The sequence below is a fragment of the Rhizobium herbae genome (assembly GCF_019511375.1).
GTDB classification, from domain to species: domain Bacteria; phylum Pseudomonadota; class Alphaproteobacteria; order Rhizobiales; family Rhizobiaceae; genus Pararhizobium; species Pararhizobium herbae_A.
The window spans coordinates 1,454,327-1,475,738 of the sequence record NZ_JAEUAO010000001.1; the positions used below are offsets into that span (position 1 = coordinate 1,454,327).

Genomic DNA, 21,412 nt, shown 5'->3' on the forward strand with positions numbered 1-21,412 from the left:
TCTTCGGCGTTGGTGGAGATAGCAGTTTGGACGTTCTTTGGGAGGATGGCGATCGCGTGTTCCACCGGGAACGGCGACGGGGCGCCGACGGCAAGTGGAACCGGGTACTGGTCTTGCTTCCCACGCTCGAGCATCCGACGCCTTCAAGCCTCGAACGCCTCGACCATGAATATGGATTGAAAGATGAGCTTGATAGCGCATGGGCGGCGCGACCGATTGAGTTAGTGCGCGAAGGCAGCCGGACCATGCTGGTGCTTGAAGATCGGGGCAGCGAGCCGCTCGCCCGGTGGCTAGGAACGGCAATGGAAACGGAGCTTTTCCTGCGCCTCGCAATCGGCATCGCCGCTGCGCTCGGCAGGGCCCACCAGCGCGGCCTCGTCCACAAGGACATCAAACCGGCTAATATCCTGGTAACCGGCGCGGGCGCCGAGGTGCGGCTCACCGGCTTCGGCATCGCCTCCCACCTCTCCCGCGAGCGGCAGGCACCCGAGCCGCCCGAAGTGGTCGCCGGAACACTTGCCTATATGGCCCCGGAGCAGACCGGGCGCATGAACCGCTCGATCGACACCCGCAGCGACCTTTATGCGCTCGGCGTGACCCTATACGAAATGCTGACGGGGAGCCTGCCATTCGCGGCTTCCGAGCCGATGGAATGGGTGCATTGCCACATTGCAAGGCAGCCGGTGCCGCCCGACGAGCGCACGGCGGGTGTTTCACCCACAGTCTCGGCCATCGTCATGAAGCTGCTCGCCAAGACGGCGGAGGAACGATACCAGACTGCGGGCGGGGTCGAGCACGATCTGAGCCGCTGTCTTAGTCAATGGAAAACGCAGTGCCGGATTGATGCATTCCCGCTCGGCGAACGCGACATCCCGGACCACCTGCTAATTCCCGAGAAGCTCTACGGGCGGGAGGGGGAGATCGAGACCTTGCTCGCCGCCTTCGAGCGAGTGGTCGCAAGCGGCGCGCCGGAGCTGGTGCTCGTTTCCGGTTACTCCGGCATCGGCAAGTCCGCCGTGGTCCACGAGTTACACAAGGTACTAGTGCCGCCGCGCGGTCTGTTTGCGTCCGGCAAGTTCGAGCAATATAAACGTGACATTCCGTACGCGACACTGGCGCAAGCATTTCAGAGCCTTATCCGAAGGCTTCTGGCGAAGAGCGAAGCCGAGCTAGTAACTTGGCGCGACTCTCTCAGCGAGGCCCTCGGCCCGAATGCACAGCTCGTGATCGATGTGGTCCCCGAGCTGAAACTCATCATCGGCGACCAGCCGCCGGTCGCTGAACTTCCGCCACAGGACGCGCAGCGGCGATTCCAGCTGGTATTCCGGCGGTTCATCAGCGTCTTTGCCCAGCGCGAACATCCGCTAGCGCTGTTCCTTGACGATCTCCAATGGCTCGACGCGGCGACACTGGACCTGCTGGAGGACCTGCTGACCCCGTCGGATCTGCAGCACCTCTTGCTGATCGGTGCCTATCGCGACAATGAAGTCACCGCCGCCCATCCGCTGATGCGGAAGCTTGACGCCATAAAGACCGCCGGCGGCAAGGTAGCGGAGATTACCCTTGCACCGCTTACTCAAGAACACCTCCGGCAGCTGGTTGCGGATGCGCTCCACTGTCCGCCAGAGCGTGCAGCGCCGCTCGGACAAATGATGCACGAAAAGACCGGCGGCAATCCATTCTTCGTCCGTCAGTTCCTGCTATCGCTCGCCGAAGAGAGAATGCTCACCTTCGATCATGACGCGGCATGCTGGACCTGGGATCTCGAGGGCATTCACGCCAAGGGATACACCGACAACGTGGTAGACCTCATGATCGGCAAGCTCACGCGCCTGCCGCCCGAAACGCGGGAGGCGTTGCAACAGTTCGCCTGTCTCGGAAACATCGCAGATACCACGATGCTGTCACTCGTTCTTGGGACCCCGGAGGAACAGGTCCACGGGGCCCTGTGGCCTGCCGTCGCTCATGAACTGCTCGAGCGTCTGGCGGACGCCTACCGGTTTGTCCACGATCGCGTTCAGGAAGCCGCCTATTCGCTTATCCCGGAGGAGCGACGCGGCGAGTTGCACCTTCGCATAGGGAGACTGCTTGCGGCGAACACTACGTCGGAGCTGATTGACGATCATGTTTTCGAGATAGTCAGCCAGCTTAATCGCGGAGCCGCACTGATCGTCTCAGCTGAGGAGCGCAAGCAACTGGCCGAGTTCAATCTGCTGGCCGGGAAACGCGCCAAGGCCTCGACGGCATACGCCTCGGCGCTCAACTATTTTGTTGCCGGTGCGAAGCTGCTGCCGGAAGACGCGTGGGAGCGCCAGCACCACCTAGTCTTCGCGCTTGAGCTGAACCGAGCAGAATGCGAGTTCCTCATTGGCGCGCTGGCGGAGGCGGAGGAACGGTTGGCACAGCTTTCCGATCGTGCCCTCTGCGCCGACGACCGGGCTACCGTCGCCTGCCTGCGCATCGATCTCTATGCTGCGCTCGGTCAGACAGATCGCTCGGCCGCCGTCGGTCTCGGCTACCTGCGGCAGCATCTCGGCATCGATTGGTCGCCGCATCCGGACGACGAGCGGGTGCAACGAGAATACGACCGGATCTGGTCGCTGCTCGGGACCCGCACGATCGAGGAGCTCGTCGACCTGCCATTGATGAGCGACCCGGCATCCCCCCCGACGCTGGATGTTCTCACCCGGCTTGTTGGGGCGGTATGGCATACCGACGCGAATCTCGCATGCATGGCAATCTGCCTGGCTGTGAATATGAGCCTCGAGCGAGGAAACAGCGATGGTTCCTGCTACCACTATGTGTCGCTCGGTTATATTGCCGGGCCGCGCTTTGGCGACTATGAGGCCGGATTCCGCTTCGGTCAGCTCGGCTGCCAACTGGTCGAAGTGCGAGACCTGAAGCGATTCCAGGCCAGGACTTTCAAGGACTTCGGGGCCCACGTCATACCGTGGACAAGGCATGTTCGAATGGGCCGCGACATCTTGTGGCGAGCGCTTGAAATTGCCACCCAGAGCGGCGACCTCACCTTTGCCGGATACAGCTATGCCAGTTTGAATTCGAACATGCTGGCGGTGGGAGACCCGCTTGTCGAAGTGCAACGCCAAGCGGAGATTGGACTGACGTTTGCGCGGAAGGTGCGGTTCCAGTTCGTCATAGACCTTGCTAGTGCCCAGCTCGGCCTCGTCCGGACGCTGCGCGGGTTGACCCGGAAATTCGGCTCCTTCGACGACGACGAATTTGACGAACTTGAGATCGAACGCCGGTTTTCGGACGATCCAAATTTGATTCTTGCGGAAACCTGCTACTTTGTCAGAAAACTCCAGGCGCGGTTCTTTGCGGGCGACTATGAGGCAGCCGTCGATGCGTCATTGCGGGCGCAGCGGCTGCCATGGACATCGGTGTCGCATTTCGAAGAAACGCCTGAGCATCATTTCTACGGCGCTTTGGCTCGCGCCGCATGCAGCGCCTCCGCTGTAGCTGACCAGCGGTGGCAGCATATGGAGGCTTTGGCCGCCCACCACCGACAGCTTCAGATCTATGCGAAGAATTGTCCCGAGAACTTCGAGAACCGAGCCGCGCTAGTCAGCGCCGAGATAGCACGCCTTGAAGGTCGCGAAATCGACGCGTTGCGTCTTTACGAACAAGCGATCCGCTCGGCGCGCGCCAACGGCTTCATTCATCATGAAGCCCTCGCCTATGAACTCGCCGCCCGCTTTTATGCGGAAGCAGGTTTCGAGGAATTCGCTCGTCTTTATCTCCGCTACGCGCGCAACTGCTATCTGCGCTGGGGCGCCGACGGCAAGGTGCGGCAACTCGAACAATTCTATCCTGAGCTGGGAGGCGAAGAACGCGCGTCTGCTCCAACCAGCACCATTGGTGCACCGGTCGAGCAACTAGATCTCGCAACCGTTGTCAAGATCTCGCAAGCCGTGTCGGGCGAGATTGTCCTTCAAAAGCTGATCGGCACGGTCTTGCGTACCGCCGTAGAGCAGGCGGGAGCCGAGCGCGGTCTATTGATCCTGTCGCGTAACGGGGAGTCACGGATTACAGCGGAAGCCACGACCGGCGGCGACACGGTCGTGGTGCACCTGCGTGACGAGATCGTGACCGCGAGCACGCTACCGGAATCGGTCCTTCACTATGTCTTGCGCACAAACGAAAGCTTGGTTCTCGGCGACGCCACAGCTCAAGCACCATTTTCCGCAGATCCCTACATCTGTCAGCACCATGCTCGTTCCGTGCTCTGCGTGCCGTTGGTCAACCAGGGCCAACTGACCGGAATACTTTATCTTGAGAACAACCTCGCCCCTCGGGTCTTCGCGCCGGCGCGGATCGCGGTGCTGAAGCTGCTCGCCTCTCAGGCAGCGATTTCACTGGAGAATGGCCGGTTGTATCGCGATCTCGCTGAACGCGAAGCCAAGATCCGCCGCCTAGTCAGGGCCAACATCATCGGGATAGTGATCTGGGATATTGAAGGTCGCATTCTTGAGGCCAATGACGCGTTTCTCCGCATGGTGGGATACGACCAAGAGGATCTTGCCACGGGTCGGCTATGCTGGACGGACCTGACGCCTGCCGAATGGCGCGACCGCGACGCACGGACCCTCGCAGAGCTGAAGATGGCCGGGTCAGTCCAACCATTTGAGAAGGAGTACTTCCGGAAAGATGGCAGTCGACTGCCCGTCCTGATTGGCGGTGCGCTGTTGGAAGAATGCAGAAACGAAGGTGTCTCTTTTGTCCTCGATTTGACGGAGCGCCGGCAGGCGGAAGAGGCGTTACGCGAGAGCGAGGAAGCCTTGCGCGACGCGCAAGGGCAACTCGCCCACGCAAACCGCGTCGCCACTATGGGGCAGCTCACAGCTTCCATCGCTCACGAAGTCAACCAGCCGCTCGCCGCGTCGCTCACCAACGCCCAGGCGGCCCTGCGCTGGCTCGGTACCCAACCGCCTAATCTGGATGAGGTGGTTCAGGCGCTCGGCCGGATCGTCGAGAACGCCAATCGCGCCGGCGATGTCATTGGCCGGATCCGCGCCTTGGTAAAAAAAGAACCCCCTCGTAAGGGGCAGTTCGACCTAAATGAAGCCATTCGCCACGTAATAGCCTTGACCGGCAGTGAAGCGTCCCGGCAACGGGTCACTCTACTGACCGAATTGGCGACGAACCTACCGTCCGTGAAGGGAGATCGCGTCCAGCTGCAACAGGTGATTCTAAACCTGATCATGAACGCCATCGAGGCGATGAGCGGCACTAATGAGGAAGCGCGCGAGTTATTGATCAGCACCGAGAAAGAGGCCTCAAGAACCGTGATTGTCAGGGTACGCGACTCAGGGCCCGGCCTAAACACGCAGAGTACGGAGCGCCTGTTTGAGGCCTTCTACACGACCAAATCCAGCGGCATGGGCATGGGCTTAGCGATCTGCCGTTCGATCATCGAGGCTCACGGGGGCCGGCTGTGGGCCACCGCGAATGAACCTCGTGGAGCCGTGTTCCAGTTCACCCTACCTATCGAAGAGGAGGAAGTAGTTCGCTCAGATTAAAAAGAATCAAGAGGAGGAGACCGTGAGTATCCGCAAATACGCCGTGCTGGGTCTCTCGCGTTTGCGAGTGTCTTCAGTTCTAATTGTCCGGATGGCCGAGGACGTGACGATCTCTGTCTGGGCGATCGACCGTGATATCCAACCGGCGCCCAGAAGCACGGTGGTATAGCTTATTCCCGCGTATAGGCCGTCCCCTCCTAGTTGATATCCGATCTTTCCTCACCGCCAATAGTCGGGTTAGGAGCGTGTCGTTATGGTCAACGGACATCCTGCGCGGTCCTGTCTGCAGCGTCAAAGTCGATCGGGAAAGTCGGGAAACGCGGAGGCTGGCTCTATTCCATAGGGAGCATGCATAAGATACAAACTATCATCTTGGGCGTAGGATCATGGAAACCATCATGTTCTGGCTGATAGGGGCAGCATCGACGAGCGGATTCCTGATCACGACCGTCTTTGCAATCGTAGCAATCGTACAATTCACGAAACGGGGCTACGTGGGCATTTCTGCAAGAATACCGCTGTCGTTGCCCGGCGCTGGGGAAGTGGAACGCTCGGAGATGCGCCTACAGGACGGGAAAGCCTGACCAAGGATTCCGCCGCCTCCCCGTCGAAACGAGAAGGTCAGTCATTTGCCGCGCTTGACCGGCGTCACACGCCAAATGACGTTGCCAACGTCGTCGGCGACCAGCAGCGCACCCGTCTTATCGAAAGTAACGCCGACCGGGCGACCCATGGCCTTGTCGCCGGCGCCGATGAAGCCGGTGAGGACGTCTTTCGGCCGACCGGCCGGCTTGCCCTGGCGAAATGGCACAAAGATCACCTTGTAGCCGCTGTGCACGCTTCGGTTCCATGAACCGTGCTGGCCAATGAAGGCACCTCCCCGGTATGGCGGCCGAAGTGAAGAGCCCTGATCGAAGGTGAGCCCCAGCGAAGCGGTGTGGGCGCCAAGCGCATAGTCGGGCTTGATGGCGTTGGCCACCAGGTCGGGCCGCGGCGGCTTGGCCCGAACGTCGACATTCTGGCCGAAATAGCTGTAAGGCCAACCGTAGAAGCCGCCGTCGCGCAGCGAAGTCATATAATCTGGCACTAGATCGTCGCCGATCTCGTCGCGCTCGTTGACGGCCACCCAGAGCCTGCCGCTTTGAGGGTTCCAGGCAAGACCGTTGGGGTTTCGCAAGCCGGAAGCAAAAACGCGCGTTCTGCGGCTGGTAAGATCGACCTCCAGCACCGCGGCGCGGTCTTTCTCGGCCGCCACACCATTCTCGCCGACATTACTGTTGGAGCCGACGGTGACGTAGAGCTTGTGGTTTCCGCGACCGGCAATCAGGTCCTTGGTCCAGTGGTGATTGATGGCGCCCGCCGGAAGGTCGACGATCCTTTGCGGCGCCGCCGTTATCCGTGTTTCACCGGAAGAATAGGGATAGGCGACGATCGCATCGGTGTTGGCGACGTAGAGCTTTCCCCGGAACAGCGCCATGCCGAACGGCGAATTGAGCCCCTTGATGAAGTTGGTGCGCAGATCGGCGACACCGTCGCCGTCCGTGTCCCGTAGCAGCGTGATACGGTTGGCGCTCTTCGTTGACGCGCCGGCTCGCTTCATGGCCTGCGCCATGAAGACCTTCCGCAGGCTGAAGCCGCTGTCCATCTTGGCAGGCGCATTCGTCTCGGCGACGAGTACGTCGCCGTTCGGTAGCAGATGCATCCAGCGCGGGTGGTCGAGGCCGCGAGCAAAGGCGTTCACTTTCAGCCCCTTCGCTGGCTTCGGCGTTGCCCCGCCGGGCCATCCCGTCGCTTCAGCGATATTGATGGTCGGGATCAGCGTAGGTTTCGGTTTTGGCAGCACCGGATCGGAGCCGTAGCCCCCGTTTGTCGCCGTGGCTGCATTTCTCTGTGTTGAGGAACTGACACAACCGGCTGTGACCGCTGCGAACAGAACCAGGACAGGAAGACCCATTGGGAGAGGAACTCTGAGAGAATTCATTGGGCCTCCTCGAATAGGAAGTTGCCTGCTGGTTGTCGTTGGACGCAAGGGGACCCCCGATTTATTCCCTGTTGCCAAACGAGGAGTAGGCTCCGCGGCGCGGCGAGTCAGTCAGCCTGGCTAGCTTCGTTACGCTGACGGGCTATGAAGCAGAGCCGGCAGGATCCTCCGGAGCATATCTGGCCAACTTTCCTCTGTCCGGAGTACTCGCGGTTTTGTCATTCGCAATGCTCCCCACGATGATCTTCCTTGGATGGTCCCCCTGCTTTTTCGTCGATTGAAGTAGTGAACCGTCAGTCGACGATCAAAAATTAATGATGGTCGCAAGTTCCCTTTTTGTTCGCGTTCGCCTATAACGCTGGACATCGTCGCCTTGGGTCCTCATGGCGGCACACTATGGCTGCGGGACATGACTACCTATCTGGACAAACTAAACGACCGCCAAAGAGAGGCCGTGGAATACGGTTCTGGCACCTTGCAAGGCGAGGCGAGCGGGCCGTTGCTGATCATCGCAGGCGCGGGCTCTGGGAAGACGAATACCCTGGCCCATCGCGTCGCGCATTTGATTGTCAAAGGCGCTGATCCACGCCGCATTCTCCTCATGACCTTCTCACGTCGGGCTTCAACAGAGATGGCCCGTCGTGTTCAACGCATCTGCAGGCAGGTGCTCGGCGATAACGCGGCAATAATGACCGATGCTCTCGCTTGGTCTGGTACGTTCCATGGCATCGGCGCGCGTCTGCTGAGGATGTATGCCGAACAGATCGGCCTCAATGTCGATTTCACGATCCACGACCGCGAAGACAGCGCCGATCTCATGAATCTCGTTCGCCACGAGTTGGGCTTCTCGAAAACGGATGGTCGTTTCCCGACCAAGGGAACATGTGTCGGGATCTATTCACGTGTCGTGAATTCCGAGAGTTCGATCGCTGAGGTTCTGAAATCGGCCTACCCTTGGGCGACGGGTTGGCAAGAGCAGTTGAAACAATTGTTCGCCGCCTATGTCGAGGCAAAGCAGGCGCATAACGTCCTGGATTACGATGATCTGCTGCTCTACTGGGCGCAGATGATGTCGGACCCGGAACTGGCAACGGATGTCGGGGCGCGGTTCGATCATGTCCTTGTCGATGAATACCAGGACACCAACAGCCTCCAGGCATCAATCCTGCTCGCCATGAAACCGGACGGCGCGGGACTTACGGTCGTAGGTGACGACGCTCAGTCGATCTATTCATTCCGGGCAGCCACGGTTCGAAACATTCTCGACTTTCCAAAGGCATTTTCGCCCGAACCAGCGGATGTCATTACCCTCGACAGGAACTACCGCTCCACCCAGCCAATCCTTGCTGCGGCAAACGGTGTCATAGACCTCGCCCGCGAGCGCTTTACCAAGAATCTCTGGACAGATCGGGCTTCGGAGCAGCGCCCGTGGCTGGTCACCGTCAAAGATGAAACCAACCAAGCGAACTACATTGCCGAGCAGGTGCTGGCCAACCGGGAGACCGGCATTGCGCTTAAACAGCAGGCCGTCCTTTTTCGCGCATCAAATCATAGCGGAGCGCTTGAAGTCGAGCTGACACGCCGCAACATACCCTTCGTGAAATTTGGTGGCCTCAAGTTCCTCGACAGCGCCCACGTGAAGGATCTGCTCGCCGTTCTCCGATTTGCGCAGAACCCGCGGGATCGTGTGGCTGGCTTCCGGTTGCTTCAGATGCTGCCGGGCGTCGGACCGCAAACGGCGGGGAAAATCCTCGACACGATCGCAGCAGACCCCGAGCCGCTGCAGTCGCTTGCCGAGATACCTCCACCGCCTAAAACAGGGGAAGATTGGCCGTCCTTCGTAACGATGCTCGCCTCCCTCCGGAAACGCGAAGGCGCTTGGCCGAGCGAACTGGAAACTGCCCGCATCTGGTATGAGCCTTACCTCGACAGGATTCACGAAGATGCCGATACACGGAAAGCTGACCTGCTCCAACTTGAGCAGATTGCGAGTGGCTATCCGAGCCGGGAGAGGTTCCTGACCGAGCTCACCCTCGATCCTCCAGACGCGACCAGCGATCAGGCCGGCGTTCCCCTGTTGGATGAGGATTATCTGATCCTGTCGACAATCCACTCCGCCAAAGGCCAGGAATGGCGATCGGTTTTCATGCTGAACGTTGTCGACGGTTGCATTCCCTCCGATCTGGGAGTCGGCACGACAGCGGAGATCGAGGAGGAGCGTCGCTTGCTTTATGTGGGAATGACCCGAGCGCGCGATAGCCTGACACTCGTGATCCCGCAACGGTTCTTCACTTACGGTCAAAACTCACAGGGCGATCGGCACGTGTATGCGTCGCGAACACGGTTCATTCCTGCGACCCTCTTGCAGTTTTTCGAAGTCACCAGTTGGCCGAAGGTTTCCCCTCAAGCCACTGACCGCAGTGCCCGCCAGATCAGGATCGACGTAGGCGCACGCACGCGCTCGATGTGGAAGTAGCTGTCAATGGACAATGACGTGACAGCATCGGTTCGCAAGGTCATCCACGTCGACATGGATGCATTCTATGCGTCGGTGGAACAACGCGACCATCCCGAGCTCCGCTGAATCACTCTCTATATCTTCACCGGCGTGTTTTGGCTCCCGGTGGTGTGGATGCAGATGAAAATGCGCCGGCTGGCCGAAGCGGCGGTGGAAGCCAATTCCCCCTGCCCGCTGAATACCACCATCTGTTCTGGCGTTGATTCGCCTTCGGATTTCCGGCATTTGCCGCTGTGCTTGCAAATTTTTGGCTGATGATCAGCCGGCCGGACCTCGGTGTGTGGATGTGAACGCAATATGTAACCTCCACCGCTACGAGATCTTGTCTCGCTGAGTGCAACAGGTTCCAACCAGGAATTTACAGGGCTGAAAATAGCAGGTCAGATCGAGAGCACTGAAAGGTGAACATTCAGACAAATCACCCCATCGAGTGGTCAGGACAGAGCCGTTGCGGTGGGTCGGGGTTTTCGTCTGGGTTGGGCACCGGCTCTTTGTCAGGCAAGCGATCCGGGTGGGGCTCCTTCACGGGTGAATCGGGCTCGTGGATCGGCGGGTCAGGCTCTTCGAGCGGCGGGATCGGCGGAAGTGGGCCCGGATCATCCGGGCCGGGATTTACGGGTGGGCTCACAGGGATTCTCCAGCGACTATCAAGACGGGAAACCCCACGTAAGGCGGGGTTTCGTGATCAGCTAAAGGTCTGGCGATTGCACCAAGCGTCGACGTCGGCCTTCGCACGATCCTTTTCGAGGCCGTAGCGTTCCTGGATCGCGCCCTCCAACTGATCGCGCTGGCCCGCGATCCGATCAAGGTCATCGTCGGTGAGTTTGCCCCACTGTTCCTTGACCTTACCTTTGAGCTGCTTCCAATTACCTTCCACACGGTTCCAGTCCATATCCGTTTCCTCCGATCGTTCTGCGTCATAGAAGCAACTTTCGGCGACCGGATTGGTTTCGATTAGTCGCAAACAAAACCCGGCCGCGCTCAGCGCTGGTTCGGATTGCACACCAATCAAAGTCCTGGTCTGCCGGATACCTTGGAGCACCCTCGAGTTGCTCCTTGGTGATGTTGACCTGCAAGCCGCCGAGGTCCGTGTTGTAGTCGAGACGTCCCACGGGGGATAGTAGTCAGTCATTGCCGATTCCCAACGGTACCGCAGGCTAATGCCAACAACCGGTCCGGTTATCGCTTCTTATGGTGGCTTTCCTGATTGCGTCCGCGAACGATGCTGCGCTCCTCATCCTGGACTGCCGCGCCTTGCTTGAGATTTCTTCCGCGGGCCGATGCGCTGCGCACAGCCGGGGACTTTTTGAGGTCGGCGACGGCGTCAAAGTCTGCGCCCGCGTTGGCGGTTTTTTCGCGGCTCTCGATGGTTTTGACCTGCTGGTCATGGGTTTTCTTGCTTTGCATAATGCTCTCCTCGACACAAGAGCTCCTCGTTGCTGATCCGTTCACGACCGTCGATTGGCGGCGTGATCCTGACGTTGCTCGGTCTGGATATTCTTGCCGTCCTGACCACGCTCCTTGGTGTGCTGCGCCTTGTCTCGGTTTGAAAGCACCGTGTTGGGAGGAAGCGTCGCATCGGAGGTTTCCGACATCGCACCGCTGCCGTCGGCCTTGCCTTGTGAACCTGCACCGGCATGTTTCTTGTTTGCGTTCGCCATTGTTCATCCTCGCTCTTCGCCGAGCGCCGTCAACGCCCTTGAAGTGTGTCGAACTTGCCGAGCCGAAAAATGTTCCGGTATTCGCATTTGATCGGGAACACTGCTTGCGAGCAACAGACTGGGTCACTCCGCCGGCATCTGCCGAATTCAAAAGTGTTCGTCGGGGGATCGATCGATATGTCAACTTTACAGCCCAAGTTGGTGGCAGTACCCTCCAATCCAATGGCGCTGAGGGAGGAGCCCGTCTGACGTCATTTGACTAACTCATCGACATGCCGGGCCGGCGACCGACCGAAGATGCAAGTCAGAGGCGGACACCGATATTTTCCGGATACTCGATGCCAGTCACAGCATGGCAACAAATGGGAGGATAAAATGTTCAAGACATATGTCGGCGGCATTCTCGCGGCCGCTGCCGTCACCCTTGCCTGTTCCACCGTTCTTGCAGAGCCCGAAATCGTCAGCGGGCCGGCTGCCGAGCCTGAGTGTTTCGCACCATGGTCGGCAGACACCAAATTCTTCAAATTTCCGAAGAAGGACGGTCCCTATCGCATCGCACTCGCCAATGGCTACATCGCCAATACCTGGCGCATCCAGATGATCCAGACCGCGAAGGCATACGCGGCTCAGCCCGACGTCGCTGCCAAACTTAAGGAATTCAAAGTCGTTTCGACCGGTGAGGATGTGCCCGCCCAGATCTCCGCGATCAATAATTTCATCGACTCCGGTTACGACGCCATCGTCGTCAATGCACAGAACCCCACGGCCTTCGGACCTGTGATCAAGCGAGCCAAGGAAGCCGGTATCGTTCTCGTCGCCTTCGACAACATCCTCGACACCCAGGACGCCATCAATGTCAACGTCGACCAGAAGGGCTTGGGCGTGTTGTGGGCGAACTGGCTGGCAAAACACCTGCCGGAGGGCGGCAAGATTCTCGAGGTCCGCGGCGTCCCCGGAACCTCGGTCGATACCGACCGCCACAATGGGATCCACGAAACTTTTGCCGCTACAGGCAAGAAATGGGATGTTGTCGAGGTTCTCGGCAAATGGGATGATCCGACGGCGCAGAAGGCAACCGCCGACGCCATCGCCGTACACAAGAAATTCGACGGCATTACTGCACAAGGCGGTGACACGGGTGTGGTCCAGGCGATGATAGATGCCGGTCATCCCTTCGTGCCTTTCGGTGGGGAGACGGAGAACGGCTTTCGCAAATTCTGCGCCAAGTATGCTGCGCAAGGCCTGAAATGCTCTTCAGCCGGCACTGGTCCTGCCCAGGTGGCGGTTGCCATCAAGACGGCGATTGCAGCCCTTGAAGGACAAGTCGTTCCACAATCTGTCAAGCTGCCTCTGGCCATTGTCGAGGACCCGAACTTCAAGGAAGGTCAGGATTTCTATCCCGATCAGTCCGATAATTTCTTCGTCGGCAATGCCTTCCCCACCTGTGGTATCAACTTCACGGCCCAAGAGATCATGGGGCAGTCGAAGGAAAACCAATAACGGTAGGATCCGATTTGGATGATCGTCGTGTCGCGGGGATGACCCGCGACACGCGCGAAACCCGCTCCGAGGGCCTTCATGATCACATCAGCAACATCTGCGGCGGCGCCGCTTTTCCAAATGGACGGCGTGTCAAAGCACTATGGTGGCGTCCGCGCGCTCGAGAATGCCGCCCTAACCGTAGAGCCGGGCCGCATCCATTCCATCCTGGGTGAGAATGGTGCGGGCAAGTCGACCCTAATCAAGATCATGGCGGGCGTAGTCGCTCCGGATGATGGGCGTATGCTGATGGATGGAAGGGAAGTCACGTTCCGTTCCCCTGCCGAGGCTTCCGCGGCTGGAATTACGTGCGTCTTCCAGGAACTGTCCTTGATCCCTGACCTGAGCGTCGCCGACAACATTTGCATTGCCCGTCCGCCGCGGCGCTTCGGCCTGATCGATCGGCAAGCGCAGCGTGCGATTGCGGAGGAAGCCCTGGCACGCGCAGGTGCCAACGACATTCATCCGCGCATGTTGGTCAAGAATCTTCCGCTTTCCCGCAGGCAACTGGTGGAGATCGCCAAGGCCCTGGCCTGGAAACCGCGCATCCTTATTCTCGATGAGGCGACGTCGGCGCTGACCGCAGCGGACGTTGCAAACGTTTTCTCCGTGCTGATGCGGTTGCGATCGGAAGGGCTGGCGCTCCTCTATATTTCCCATCGCATGCACGAGATCGCCGAACTTTCCGACGAATGCACAGTGTTCCGCAACGGCCACAATGTCATGAGCTTTGCCGCCGGCACTCGTTCCAATGGCGAGATCGTGGAAATGATGATCGGCCGCGAATACAGCAACGCCTTTCCGCCGAAACCAGAGCGAGCAGCCGGTACCGCCACTCCCGCTCTTACATGCCGCAAGCTCGGCTGGTTGGATAGACTGCGCGATATCTCCTTCACGCTCGGCAAGGGCGAGGTTTTGGGCCTTGGTGGCCTGGACGGCCAAGGGCAGCGCGAGCTGCTACTGGCGCTGTTCGGAGTGCTGCGCGGCACGACCGGCTCCGTCCTTGTGGATGGCAAGGCCGTCACGCTCACCAGTCCGGCAGCGGCAATTTCGGAGCAAATCGGGATCGCGCTCATCCCGGAGGATCGCAAGACCGAGGGTCTGATGCTGCCGATGACAGTGCAGGAGAATCTGTCCTTTTCTGCCCTGGATCAGGTTTCGCGGGGCGGCGTGATAAACCGAAAGGACGAAGCGCGGCTAATCGACGAGATGATACAGTTGCTGAGTATCAAGACGGCGGGTCTGGACCTGCCGGTCGCGGCCCTGTCCGGCGGCAACCAGCAGAAGGTCGTCATTGCCAAATGGCTTATGCGCAAGCCGAAAATCATTCTGCTCAACGATCCGACGCGCGGCATCGATGTCGCAACTAAACACGAAATATATCTGCTGCTGCGACGTCTTGCAGACAGCGGGACAGCGATTCTGTTCTATTCGACAGACTATGACGAATTAATCGGCTGCTGCAATCGTGTGCTCGTGCTTTACGACGGGAGCGTCGCGCGAGAACTAAAGGGCAGCGCCATGACTGAGCGTGCATTGATCGCCAGCGCGCTCAATGTCGAAGATGGACACGCGGGGACGCCAGCATGAGCGAGTGGCGGTTCTGGCTGAACGAGCAGCGCGGAATGCTGATGGCGGTGGGCATTTTTTTCGTCATGTTCGCGATTTACGTCTCCAATCACCCGGCCGGACTAACTGCCAACGTGGTCCAAACCGCGTCCAACAAGGGCGTGCTGCTCGCCTTCGTTGCCATGGCGCAGACGCTGGTGGTGATTACTGCGGGTATCGACCTGTCGGTCGGCATGATCTTCATTCTCACCAATGCGCTGGCTTCCTGGCTGGTTATAGGTTCACCTCTCGAAACCGGGTTCGGGGTTGCTGCAGTTCTTGCCACGGGTCTTGCCTGCGGAGCGTTAAACGGCCTGATCGTCATCTACGGCAGGTTACAGCCTATCGTCGCCACCATCGCGACAGGCGCCGTGTTTTTTGGCATCGCCCTGCTGCTCAGGCCTTTTCCCGGCGGCTCGGTCAACGAGGATCTGGCAGACATGATGACCGGCAAGATTTTTGGTGTTGTGCCGTCGAGCTTGGTCGCCCTTGTCGCTGTCATACTGGTCGTGTGGGTTCCATTCAGCCGGTCGGTCATCGGGCGGGCGGCGTATGCAACCGGATCGTCGGAAATCGCGGCCTATATGTCGAGCCTACCAATACGCCGCGCGAAATTTACGGCCTATCTGCTCTCAGGCCTTCTCGCCGCGACCGGTGGCCTGTTTCTCACCTTTTTCACCTATACTGGCGAAGCGGCGCTTGCGAGTGGAAATGCCTACACGCTGTTCTCGATCGCCTCGGTGGTGCTTGGCGGCGTCTCTCTTTTCGGCGGCAGGGGCACTGCCATCGGCGCGGTCTTCGGGGCGCTCGCTTTTCGGACCATCGGTGATCTTCTCTTCGTCTTTGATCTCGATCCGCTCTGGCAACCGCTGTTTCAGGGTGTGGTCTTGCTTGTCGCGGTCAGTTTGAGTGCATTTGGACTGTTTCGAGTGCGCAATCGCCTGGAGTGGTTCGGATGAAGGATGCCACACGAGAGCAGCCCGGGGCCTGGCTCCCTAAATTCGTTCGTCGGCTGGACCCCGCAATATCAACCGCTTTTGCCTGCATCATCGTGCTGCTGATCCTTGGCAGTTTATATTCAGCAAGCTTCCTGTCTCCGGAGTATCTCCTACAGCAGTTAAAGGTAGCATCCTTTCTTGGGGTCATCTCAACCGGTATGATGATGGTCATTCTGCTTGGGCAGATCGACCTCTCCATTCCGTGGTCGGTGGCCGTTGGCGGGATGATGGCCTGCGCTGCCGCCGCTTTTGGGCCTGTCGGTGAAACCCTCGCTATTCCCTTCGGCGTCGCCTGTGGGATGGTAATAGGCTTCGCCAATGGGATTGGCGTCGCCTATCTACGCATCCCCTCCATGATCATCACCTTGGCGACTAATGCCGTCGCCCAAGGTTTGATGGTTGTCTACACCGGCGGCTTCTCGCCACAGGACTCTGCCACGATCACCATGCGCTATCTGGCGACCGGTTTTCTTATACCCGGCGTTCCGAACGCGGTGCTAATCTGGGCGATCGTCGGTGCGGTAGCGACTTTCGTGCTAACACGCACCACCTTCGGACGGTCCGTATACGGCATCGGCAACCAGGAACGTGCTGCCTACCTTTCGGGCATCAATACGCGCCGGATCGTCCTGATCGCCTTCGTCTCTTGCGGCGCGCTCAGTGCCTTCGGAGGCACGCTTCTTGCGGGCTATGCTTCGAAGGCGGCCCAATCGATGGGCGACAGCTACCTGTTGCCTTCGATCGCGGCCGTCGTACTTGGCGGCACGTCGATCCTGGGTGGTCGAGGCTCTTACCTCGGCACGATCGCAGGCGTAATTCTGATTACGCTGCTGCAGTCCATTCTATCCGTCATGCAGATGCCCGAGGCCGGGCGGCAGATCACCTACGGTCTGGTCATCATCGTCATGCTGTTGCTATACGGGCGCGGCCCGGCCAATCGATAGGGTCTTCATCGGGGACTGCTGCTCGGCGTTATTCCGTTGCGTTTCTACTGCCGGCCCTCGCCTGTCATCCTCGCTATCTTTCACTTCTGCAGAGCCCGCCACAGCCGGATACGTGGCGATCCCGGGCGTTCCTCGTATCGCGCCAGGGTCTCGCAGCGTACCGACGCCGCAGCATTCGACCTAAATTTGGACAATAGAAGGGTGTGAATGCCGCAATCCGCCTCCGACTGGCTCGTTACAACCAGTCAGCTAGCGGCGGGCACCAGATAAGGCAGTGTCGCAGTCACCTCGCGGTACTTGCATCGCTGATTTGGCGCAGATCGTAGTTGAGGCGATATGTGCCGGGTGCGACAGGAAACATGGCGTAGGAGACCCCTTTTACCGTCTCGGTCTTATAGCTCACGCGTTGGCCGTCGCGGCTGATCGCAAATATTTCCTTCCCAGCGGTTCGCGCCGGGACCATGCCGCGCAGCATTGTTCCGGTTCGGCTATCGGCGAATGCCTCGAACGTAAGGGAGCTACCGTCCCAGGCGATGTGGGCGAAACCGGAGTTGTTGCGACTGTCGGTCCAATCAAGCAATTGCCGCACGGAAACCAGTGGTACGCCGCGGGCTCTCGCTGCGGTCGTCAACTGTCTGTCGAAATCGTCGCTGAAGTCGTAATGCGTCCCGAACGCACCATAATAACCCTGCGGTCCCAGCGCTCGGTCAAGCTGCGTTTCGATGGCTGACGGAAAGCTCATGCCGCTCTCGTTCACCAGATGCGACGCTACCTGGTAGACATCGATCATGCTGCCGTCGAGATCAGCGAACCGCATCGGTAAGCCGGAGCCTGTCATGAAACCGGGGCGGTCCTTAATCCATGCACCAGGCCAATAGTAGTAGTTGAGGTCCATGCGAACCCCATAACGCGCCTCGACCTTCGGCGTCGACACCCAGTCACTCCACGCGATACAATGCGTGCGGCTTCCCGTCTGTAGCGGCAGGTCCGGGTACTTGCTGCGGAACGCGTAGAGCTCCCGCCTGAATATTCCTGCGAGATCTGTTGCCCCGACATTGCCGCAGCCCGTGTTGAGATGCACGCCGATGTCAAAGCCCTCTGCGGCATAGGCATTGGCCTCCTTGGCCGACAAACCGACGCTGTTGAAAATCCATGACGTAGCGCGATAGCATTCCCACTCGGCGACTGAGCAACCCTTCGGCTCGCTCGCCCTGAGGTGATCAAACGAATCTTCGGTGCCGCTTAGCGTGCCATGATCATCGGCCGCCATCACCAAGACCGCCTTGTATTCCTTGGGGAAGTACCACAGCCTTGGCAGCGGTGACTTGCCCTCGAGCATGAAGTTCATAAGATTCACCAGCAGCCGCTGCTGCTCGTCAGCCACCGGAATGGCGATCCTGTCGAAATCGTTCCAGTCGGGTTGCCGGTCGCCTGTCTTGGCGCCGAAGAACAGATCATTGGGTCGGATGACAGGATTGCCGTCACGCTCGTCGCCGGCCCAGGCCGGATTGCCCTGACGCGTGTAAACGACCGACCGTGCAAGATCATAGGTAAAGGCCGCCGCCTGGCCTCCTGCTCTGCCAACGGTGCGCACTGTTATGGCTGGGTTCGCCGTTGCGTCCGACAGGCTGCTGTAGAGCCGCGCCACTTCGGTCGTGCCGTCCTTCAACCGGTAGAGATCGGCTGCGCCATGATAACGGACCGTCTCGTCGACAATGCCGTGTCCGGGCGCGCTTGCCGTATCGACCAGCAGATAGCCCTCGCTCAACGACGCGGCTTGGTCACTCAACCCGAGCAAGCCGGCAAGCTTTTTGTCCGGCCGCATGGCTATCAGGTCGCCACCTGTGTGGACCCAACCGGCAAACATTGCCGCCTGCGCTTCGCTGAGCGGCATTTCGCCCAACAGAACCAGATCGAACCGGTCCAGCAGTTCCTTGTTTACGTGCGACAGGTCAACGCTTTCGAACGAGCCGATACCTTCGGCGCGCAGAATCTCGCTGTAGTATTTGCTGAAGGGCAGAGCACCTGAGTCAATGATCAGGATAGGGCCGCCAAAACCGCGCTCAAGATCGCGCCGCGTCGTAAACGACCAGCTTTGACCGGTCGTCAGTCGGTTGCCCGACCGGTCGCCGGCACCCGCAGCAAGGCTGACGGTATACGTCGTATCGCTCGCAAGCGACTTGATTGGTGTAAGCACAGCCGAGCGCGTCCTCCTGTCGTACGAGACGCTCGCCTCGATCGCCACGCCCGCCCCTGAGAGCCGGAGCGAACTGCCGTCGATAGTCACTGGATCGATGTCTTCGCTAAACGTCACCGTGATCGCGGCGCCGAGATCAACGTTCCGGTCCGCCACGGGCGCAACCTGTGCCACGGTCGGCGTTGTTTCGTCTCGGGAGTCGGCACCAAGCCCTGTCGTCGTCAGCGTTGCCGCCGCGATCAAAGCCAGACCTTTCCTCATCGTTGTCATGTCGGCCGCGCCCAGCGACTCTCGCATGCCTCTAACTGGGCTGGTGCGGCTTGGTTCCAAGGTCAGACTTTGGTCCCGCTGGGGATGGGCCAAAAGTCGCACACGGGCCGACGTTGGTCCGAGGGCGAGCCAATGCGCGCATTTCCGACATCGAGATGCGCATCGGGGCGGTGCTGAGCCGGAAATGGTCGAGCAAGGGCGATACCGCACCCGCGAAGACATGAGAACGTCGGTCCAGAAGGGCAAGGCTGCCAGCAGCCTCGCCTACGGCTACCAGTTTAAGGCGGCTCATGACGAGCGCGGAGATCGCATTCCGGGTCTGCGCGAGACCGATGAAACGGGTAGCGCGCCCTAACGACCGCGATGACTGGATCATCATTGAACAGGCCGAGTTGCGCATCGTCACCGACGTCCTCTGGACCGCGGTCAAGAAGCGGCAAATGGAAGTCGAACAAAGCTTTTCCCGGACGACCACAAACCGCCTGAACAAAGCCCACCAGCCACAATATCTGCTCAGCGGCGTCCTCGAATGCGCGCATTGTTTCGGCCCATATGCGATCATGTCCAAGAACCGTTACGGCTGCACCAACCGGCAGAAGAAGTTGCCGATCGACCATCTCGGCGGGATTGTCTGCACGAATAGCAAGGTAGCGAGAGCGGACCATATTGCTGAGCAATAACCGACTATTTTGTTGAAAGAGTACGAAATTACGTTGCCGTGGCCGGAGCGGATCGTCTTTTCGCAATCGCGTGGATGTGTTCGGGCCCAATGCCGCAGCAGCCACCGACGACGGACGCCCCTGCGACCGCCAGAGGTCAATCCACTGCAGGTAATTTTCCGGACCGAGATCGGCGCGAATATCCGAGATGCCGGCGTAGGGCGTGTCCGAGGGCGGCTCTGGCGCAAAGGCATTGGCATAAACGCCGATGACTGCAGACGAGGCGGTTTCAACCACGACCTTGCGCGCAGCCAGCACGGCTTCGCTCATCACCTCCGGCTGGCTGCAGTTGAAGAAGACACCGCTCGCACCAGCCTCCAGCGCCTTCTTCACCGCTTCATCGGCATGTTCGCCGGAACGCAGTTCCGGCGGTCCGGTGCGACCATCTTCGTCCTTCAGGGTGTAGGAAACATAGATCGGCTTGCCGCTGCCATTTGCAGCTTCGAGAGCTGTCAAAGCCTCTACCGTCGAGCTCTGGGTTTCGATCAGCCAGAAATCAACATGCGGTTCAAGACCAGCTACGAGGGTTTGGAGAATGCGGGGGGCGTTATGCGCCTGGAAACGCTCTGGCCGGTAGCTCTCGAAGGGAGGCGGCAACGATCCCGCCACGAGAACCCGGCGGCCTGCGCCATCGGCGACTTCCCGAGCGAGGCGCCCTGCCCTGTCAGCCAGTGCCCGGCCATCGGCAGCAAAACGCTCCTCGCCCAGCATATGCGGCACGAGGCCATACGAATTCGTCGTGATGATGTCGGCGCCGCTGTCGACATAGGCCTGATGGGCACGGGTGACATATTCCGGCGCCTCGATCAACGACAGGGCCGACCATTCCGGCAGGCGGAAAGGTGCGCCGAGCCGTTCGAGAAGACGGCCCATGCCGCCGTCGAGAATGGTGAAATTCTGGGTGATTGTCATATTATCTTCCTTGCCGATCGGCCATGAAGCCGCGGCCAAAACGCCTTTCCAGTCGATTTTGGACAAGTTCGAGCCCGATCGACAAAAACCAGTAAATCGCTGCCGCCGTCAGCAGCATTTCCATATAGTGATAGGTGGCTCGCCCGTAGGACTGGGCAAGAAAGTTCAGCTCCCACAGTCCCATGATCGAGACGAGCGAGGAATCCTTCAACATCGAGATGAAGTTTCCGCCGGCCGGCGGGATGATGATGCGCATCGCCTGTGGCGCGATGACCTTGAACGCGATCACCCCGCGTCCGAGCCCCAGCGCCTTGGCAGCCTCAGCCTGTCCGCGCGGCACCGAGAGAATGCCGGCGCGGATCGTTTCGGCAAGATAGGCACCGTAATTCAGCGACAGCGCCAGGATGCCCGAGGCGAAGCCCGATAGAACAATACCGAATTGCGGCAGGGCCAGGTAGATGATCAGCACCTGCACCAGAAGCGGCGTCCCGCGGAAGAATGAAGCGTAGAACGTCGCCACACCGA

The 21,412-nt window shown here is 59.6% G+C and carries 14 protein-coding genes and 2 pseudogenes; 8 read left to right on the forward strand and 8 right to left on the reverse strand.

Annotation, left to right across the window (positions count from 1 at the left end):
* The first annotated feature begins 26 nt into the window (after window positions 1-26).
* Both JNB71_RS07000 and JNB71_RS07005 read left to right on the forward strand, forming a co-directional pair.
* Window positions 27-5,540: a trifunctional serine/threonine-protein kinase/ATP-binding protein/sensor histidine kinase gene (locus JNB71_RS07000; protein ID WP_220371057.1), complete on the forward strand. Its 5,514-nt coding sequence runs from the start codon at window positions 27-29 to the stop codon at window positions 5,538-5,540.
* A 386-nt stretch (window positions 5,541-5,926) separates the two neighbouring features.
* Entirely contained in the window at window positions 5,927-6,124 is a 198-nt protein-coding gene (locus JNB71_RS07005) for a hypothetical protein (RefSeq protein WP_220371058.1), read from the forward strand.
* Between the two features lie 41 nt (window positions 6,125-6,165).
* On the opposite strand, the gene JNB71_RS07010 is transcribed toward JNB71_RS07005, so the two are convergent.
* Window positions 6,166-7,494 (reverse strand): PQQ-dependent sugar dehydrogenase, encoded by a 1,329-nt coding sequence (locus tag JNB71_RS07010; protein ID WP_223215758.1) that lies wholly within the window; start codon window positions 7,492-7,494, stop codon window positions 6,166-6,168.
* Between the two features lie 436 nt (window positions 7,495-7,930).
* Here JNB71_RS07010 and JNB71_RS07015 point away from each other — a divergent pair, with 436 nt between their 5' ends.
* Entirely contained in the window at window positions 7,931-9,997 is a 2,067-nt protein-coding gene (locus tag JNB71_RS07015) for an ATP-dependent helicase (protein ID WP_220371060.1), read from the forward strand.
* A gap of 108 nt (window positions 9,998-10,105) precedes the next feature.
* Window positions 10,106-10,329 (forward strand): annotated as a pseudogene (locus JNB71_RS07020) (DUF2269 family protein); the annotation flags it as partial.
* Window positions 10,330-10,724: 395 nt separating this feature from the next.
* On the opposite strand, the gene JNB71_RS07025 reads toward JNB71_RS07020, so the two are convergent.
* From JNB71_RS07025 to JNB71_RS07035, 4 genes and pseudogenes are all read right to left on the reverse strand, one after another.
* Window positions 10,725-10,931: a CsbD family protein gene (locus JNB71_RS07025; RefSeq protein ID WP_220371061.1), complete on the reverse strand. Its 207-nt coding sequence runs from the start codon at window positions 10,929-10,931 to the stop codon at window positions 10,725-10,727.
* A gap of 25 nt (window positions 10,932-10,956) precedes the next feature.
* Window positions 10,957-11,165: pseudogene (locus JNB71_RS24715) on the reverse strand (hypothetical protein); the annotation flags it as partial.
* 53 nt (window positions 11,166-11,218) lie between these two features.
* Window positions 11,219-11,446, reverse strand: a complete 228-nt coding sequence (locus tag JNB71_RS07030; RefSeq protein WP_220371062.1) for a hypothetical protein — start codon at window positions 11,444-11,446, stop codon at window positions 11,219-11,221.
* Between the two features lie 41 nt (window positions 11,447-11,487).
* Window positions 11,488-11,700, reverse strand: a complete 213-nt coding sequence (locus JNB71_RS07035) for a hypothetical protein (RefSeq protein ID WP_220371063.1) — start codon at window positions 11,698-11,700, stop codon at window positions 11,488-11,490.
* A gap of 375 nt (window positions 11,701-12,075) precedes the next feature.
* On the opposite strand from JNB71_RS07035, the gene JNB71_RS07040 reads away from it, so the two are divergent.
* The 4 genes from JNB71_RS07040 to JNB71_RS07055 all read left to right on the forward strand — a co-directional run bounded on the left by JNB71_RS07040 (window position 12,076) and on the right by JNB71_RS07055 (window position 16,789).
* Window positions 12,076-13,200: a sugar ABC transporter substrate-binding protein gene (locus JNB71_RS07040; RefSeq protein WP_220371064.1), complete on the forward strand. Its 1,125-nt coding sequence runs from the start codon at window positions 12,076-12,078 to the stop codon at window positions 13,198-13,200.
* A 78-nt stretch (window positions 13,201-13,278) separates the two neighbouring features.
* Window positions 13,279-14,829: a sugar ABC transporter ATP-binding protein gene (locus tag JNB71_RS07045; RefSeq protein ID WP_220371065.1), complete on the forward strand. Its 1,551-nt coding sequence runs from the start codon at window positions 13,279-13,281 to the stop codon at window positions 14,827-14,829.
* Window positions 14,826-15,806, forward strand: coding sequence for an ABC transporter permease (locus tag JNB71_RS07050; protein ID WP_220371066.1), 981 nt, complete (start codon window positions 14,826-14,828; stop codon window positions 15,804-15,806). The genes JNB71_RS07045 and JNB71_RS07050 overlap by 4 nt, the downstream gene beginning before the upstream one ends.
* A complete protein-coding gene (locus JNB71_RS07055; RefSeq protein WP_220371067.1) occupies window positions 15,803-16,789 on the forward strand; it encodes an ABC transporter permease in 987 nt (328 codons plus the stop codon). Before JNB71_RS07050 ends, JNB71_RS07055 begins: the two co-directional genes overlap by 4 nt.
* Window positions 16,790-17,072: 283 nt before the next feature.
* On the opposite strand, the gene JNB71_RS07060 is transcribed toward JNB71_RS07055, so the two are convergent.
* The 3 genes from JNB71_RS07060 to JNB71_RS07080 form a co-directional block, all read right to left on the reverse strand.
* On the reverse strand, window positions 17,073-19,247 hold the full coding sequence (locus JNB71_RS07060) for an Ig-like domain-containing protein (protein ID WP_431028338.1): 2,175 nt from the start codon (window positions 19,245-19,247) through the stop codon (window positions 17,073-17,075).
* Between the two features lie 287 nt (window positions 19,248-19,534).
* On the reverse strand, window positions 19,535-20,953 hold the full coding sequence (locus JNB71_RS07075) for a homocysteine S-methyltransferase family protein (protein WP_346657241.1): 1,419 nt from the start codon (window positions 20,951-20,953) through the stop codon (window positions 19,535-19,537).
* The gene (locus tag JNB71_RS07080) at window positions 20,889-21,407 is read right to left on the reverse strand and encodes an amino acid ABC transporter permease (RefSeq protein WP_346657242.1); all 519 of its coding nucleotides are present in this window, start codon (window positions 21,405-21,407) and stop codon (window positions 20,889-20,891) included. The genes JNB71_RS07075 and JNB71_RS07080 overlap by 65 nt, the downstream gene beginning before the upstream one ends.
* Between the last annotated feature and the right edge of the window lie 5 nt (window positions 21,408-21,412).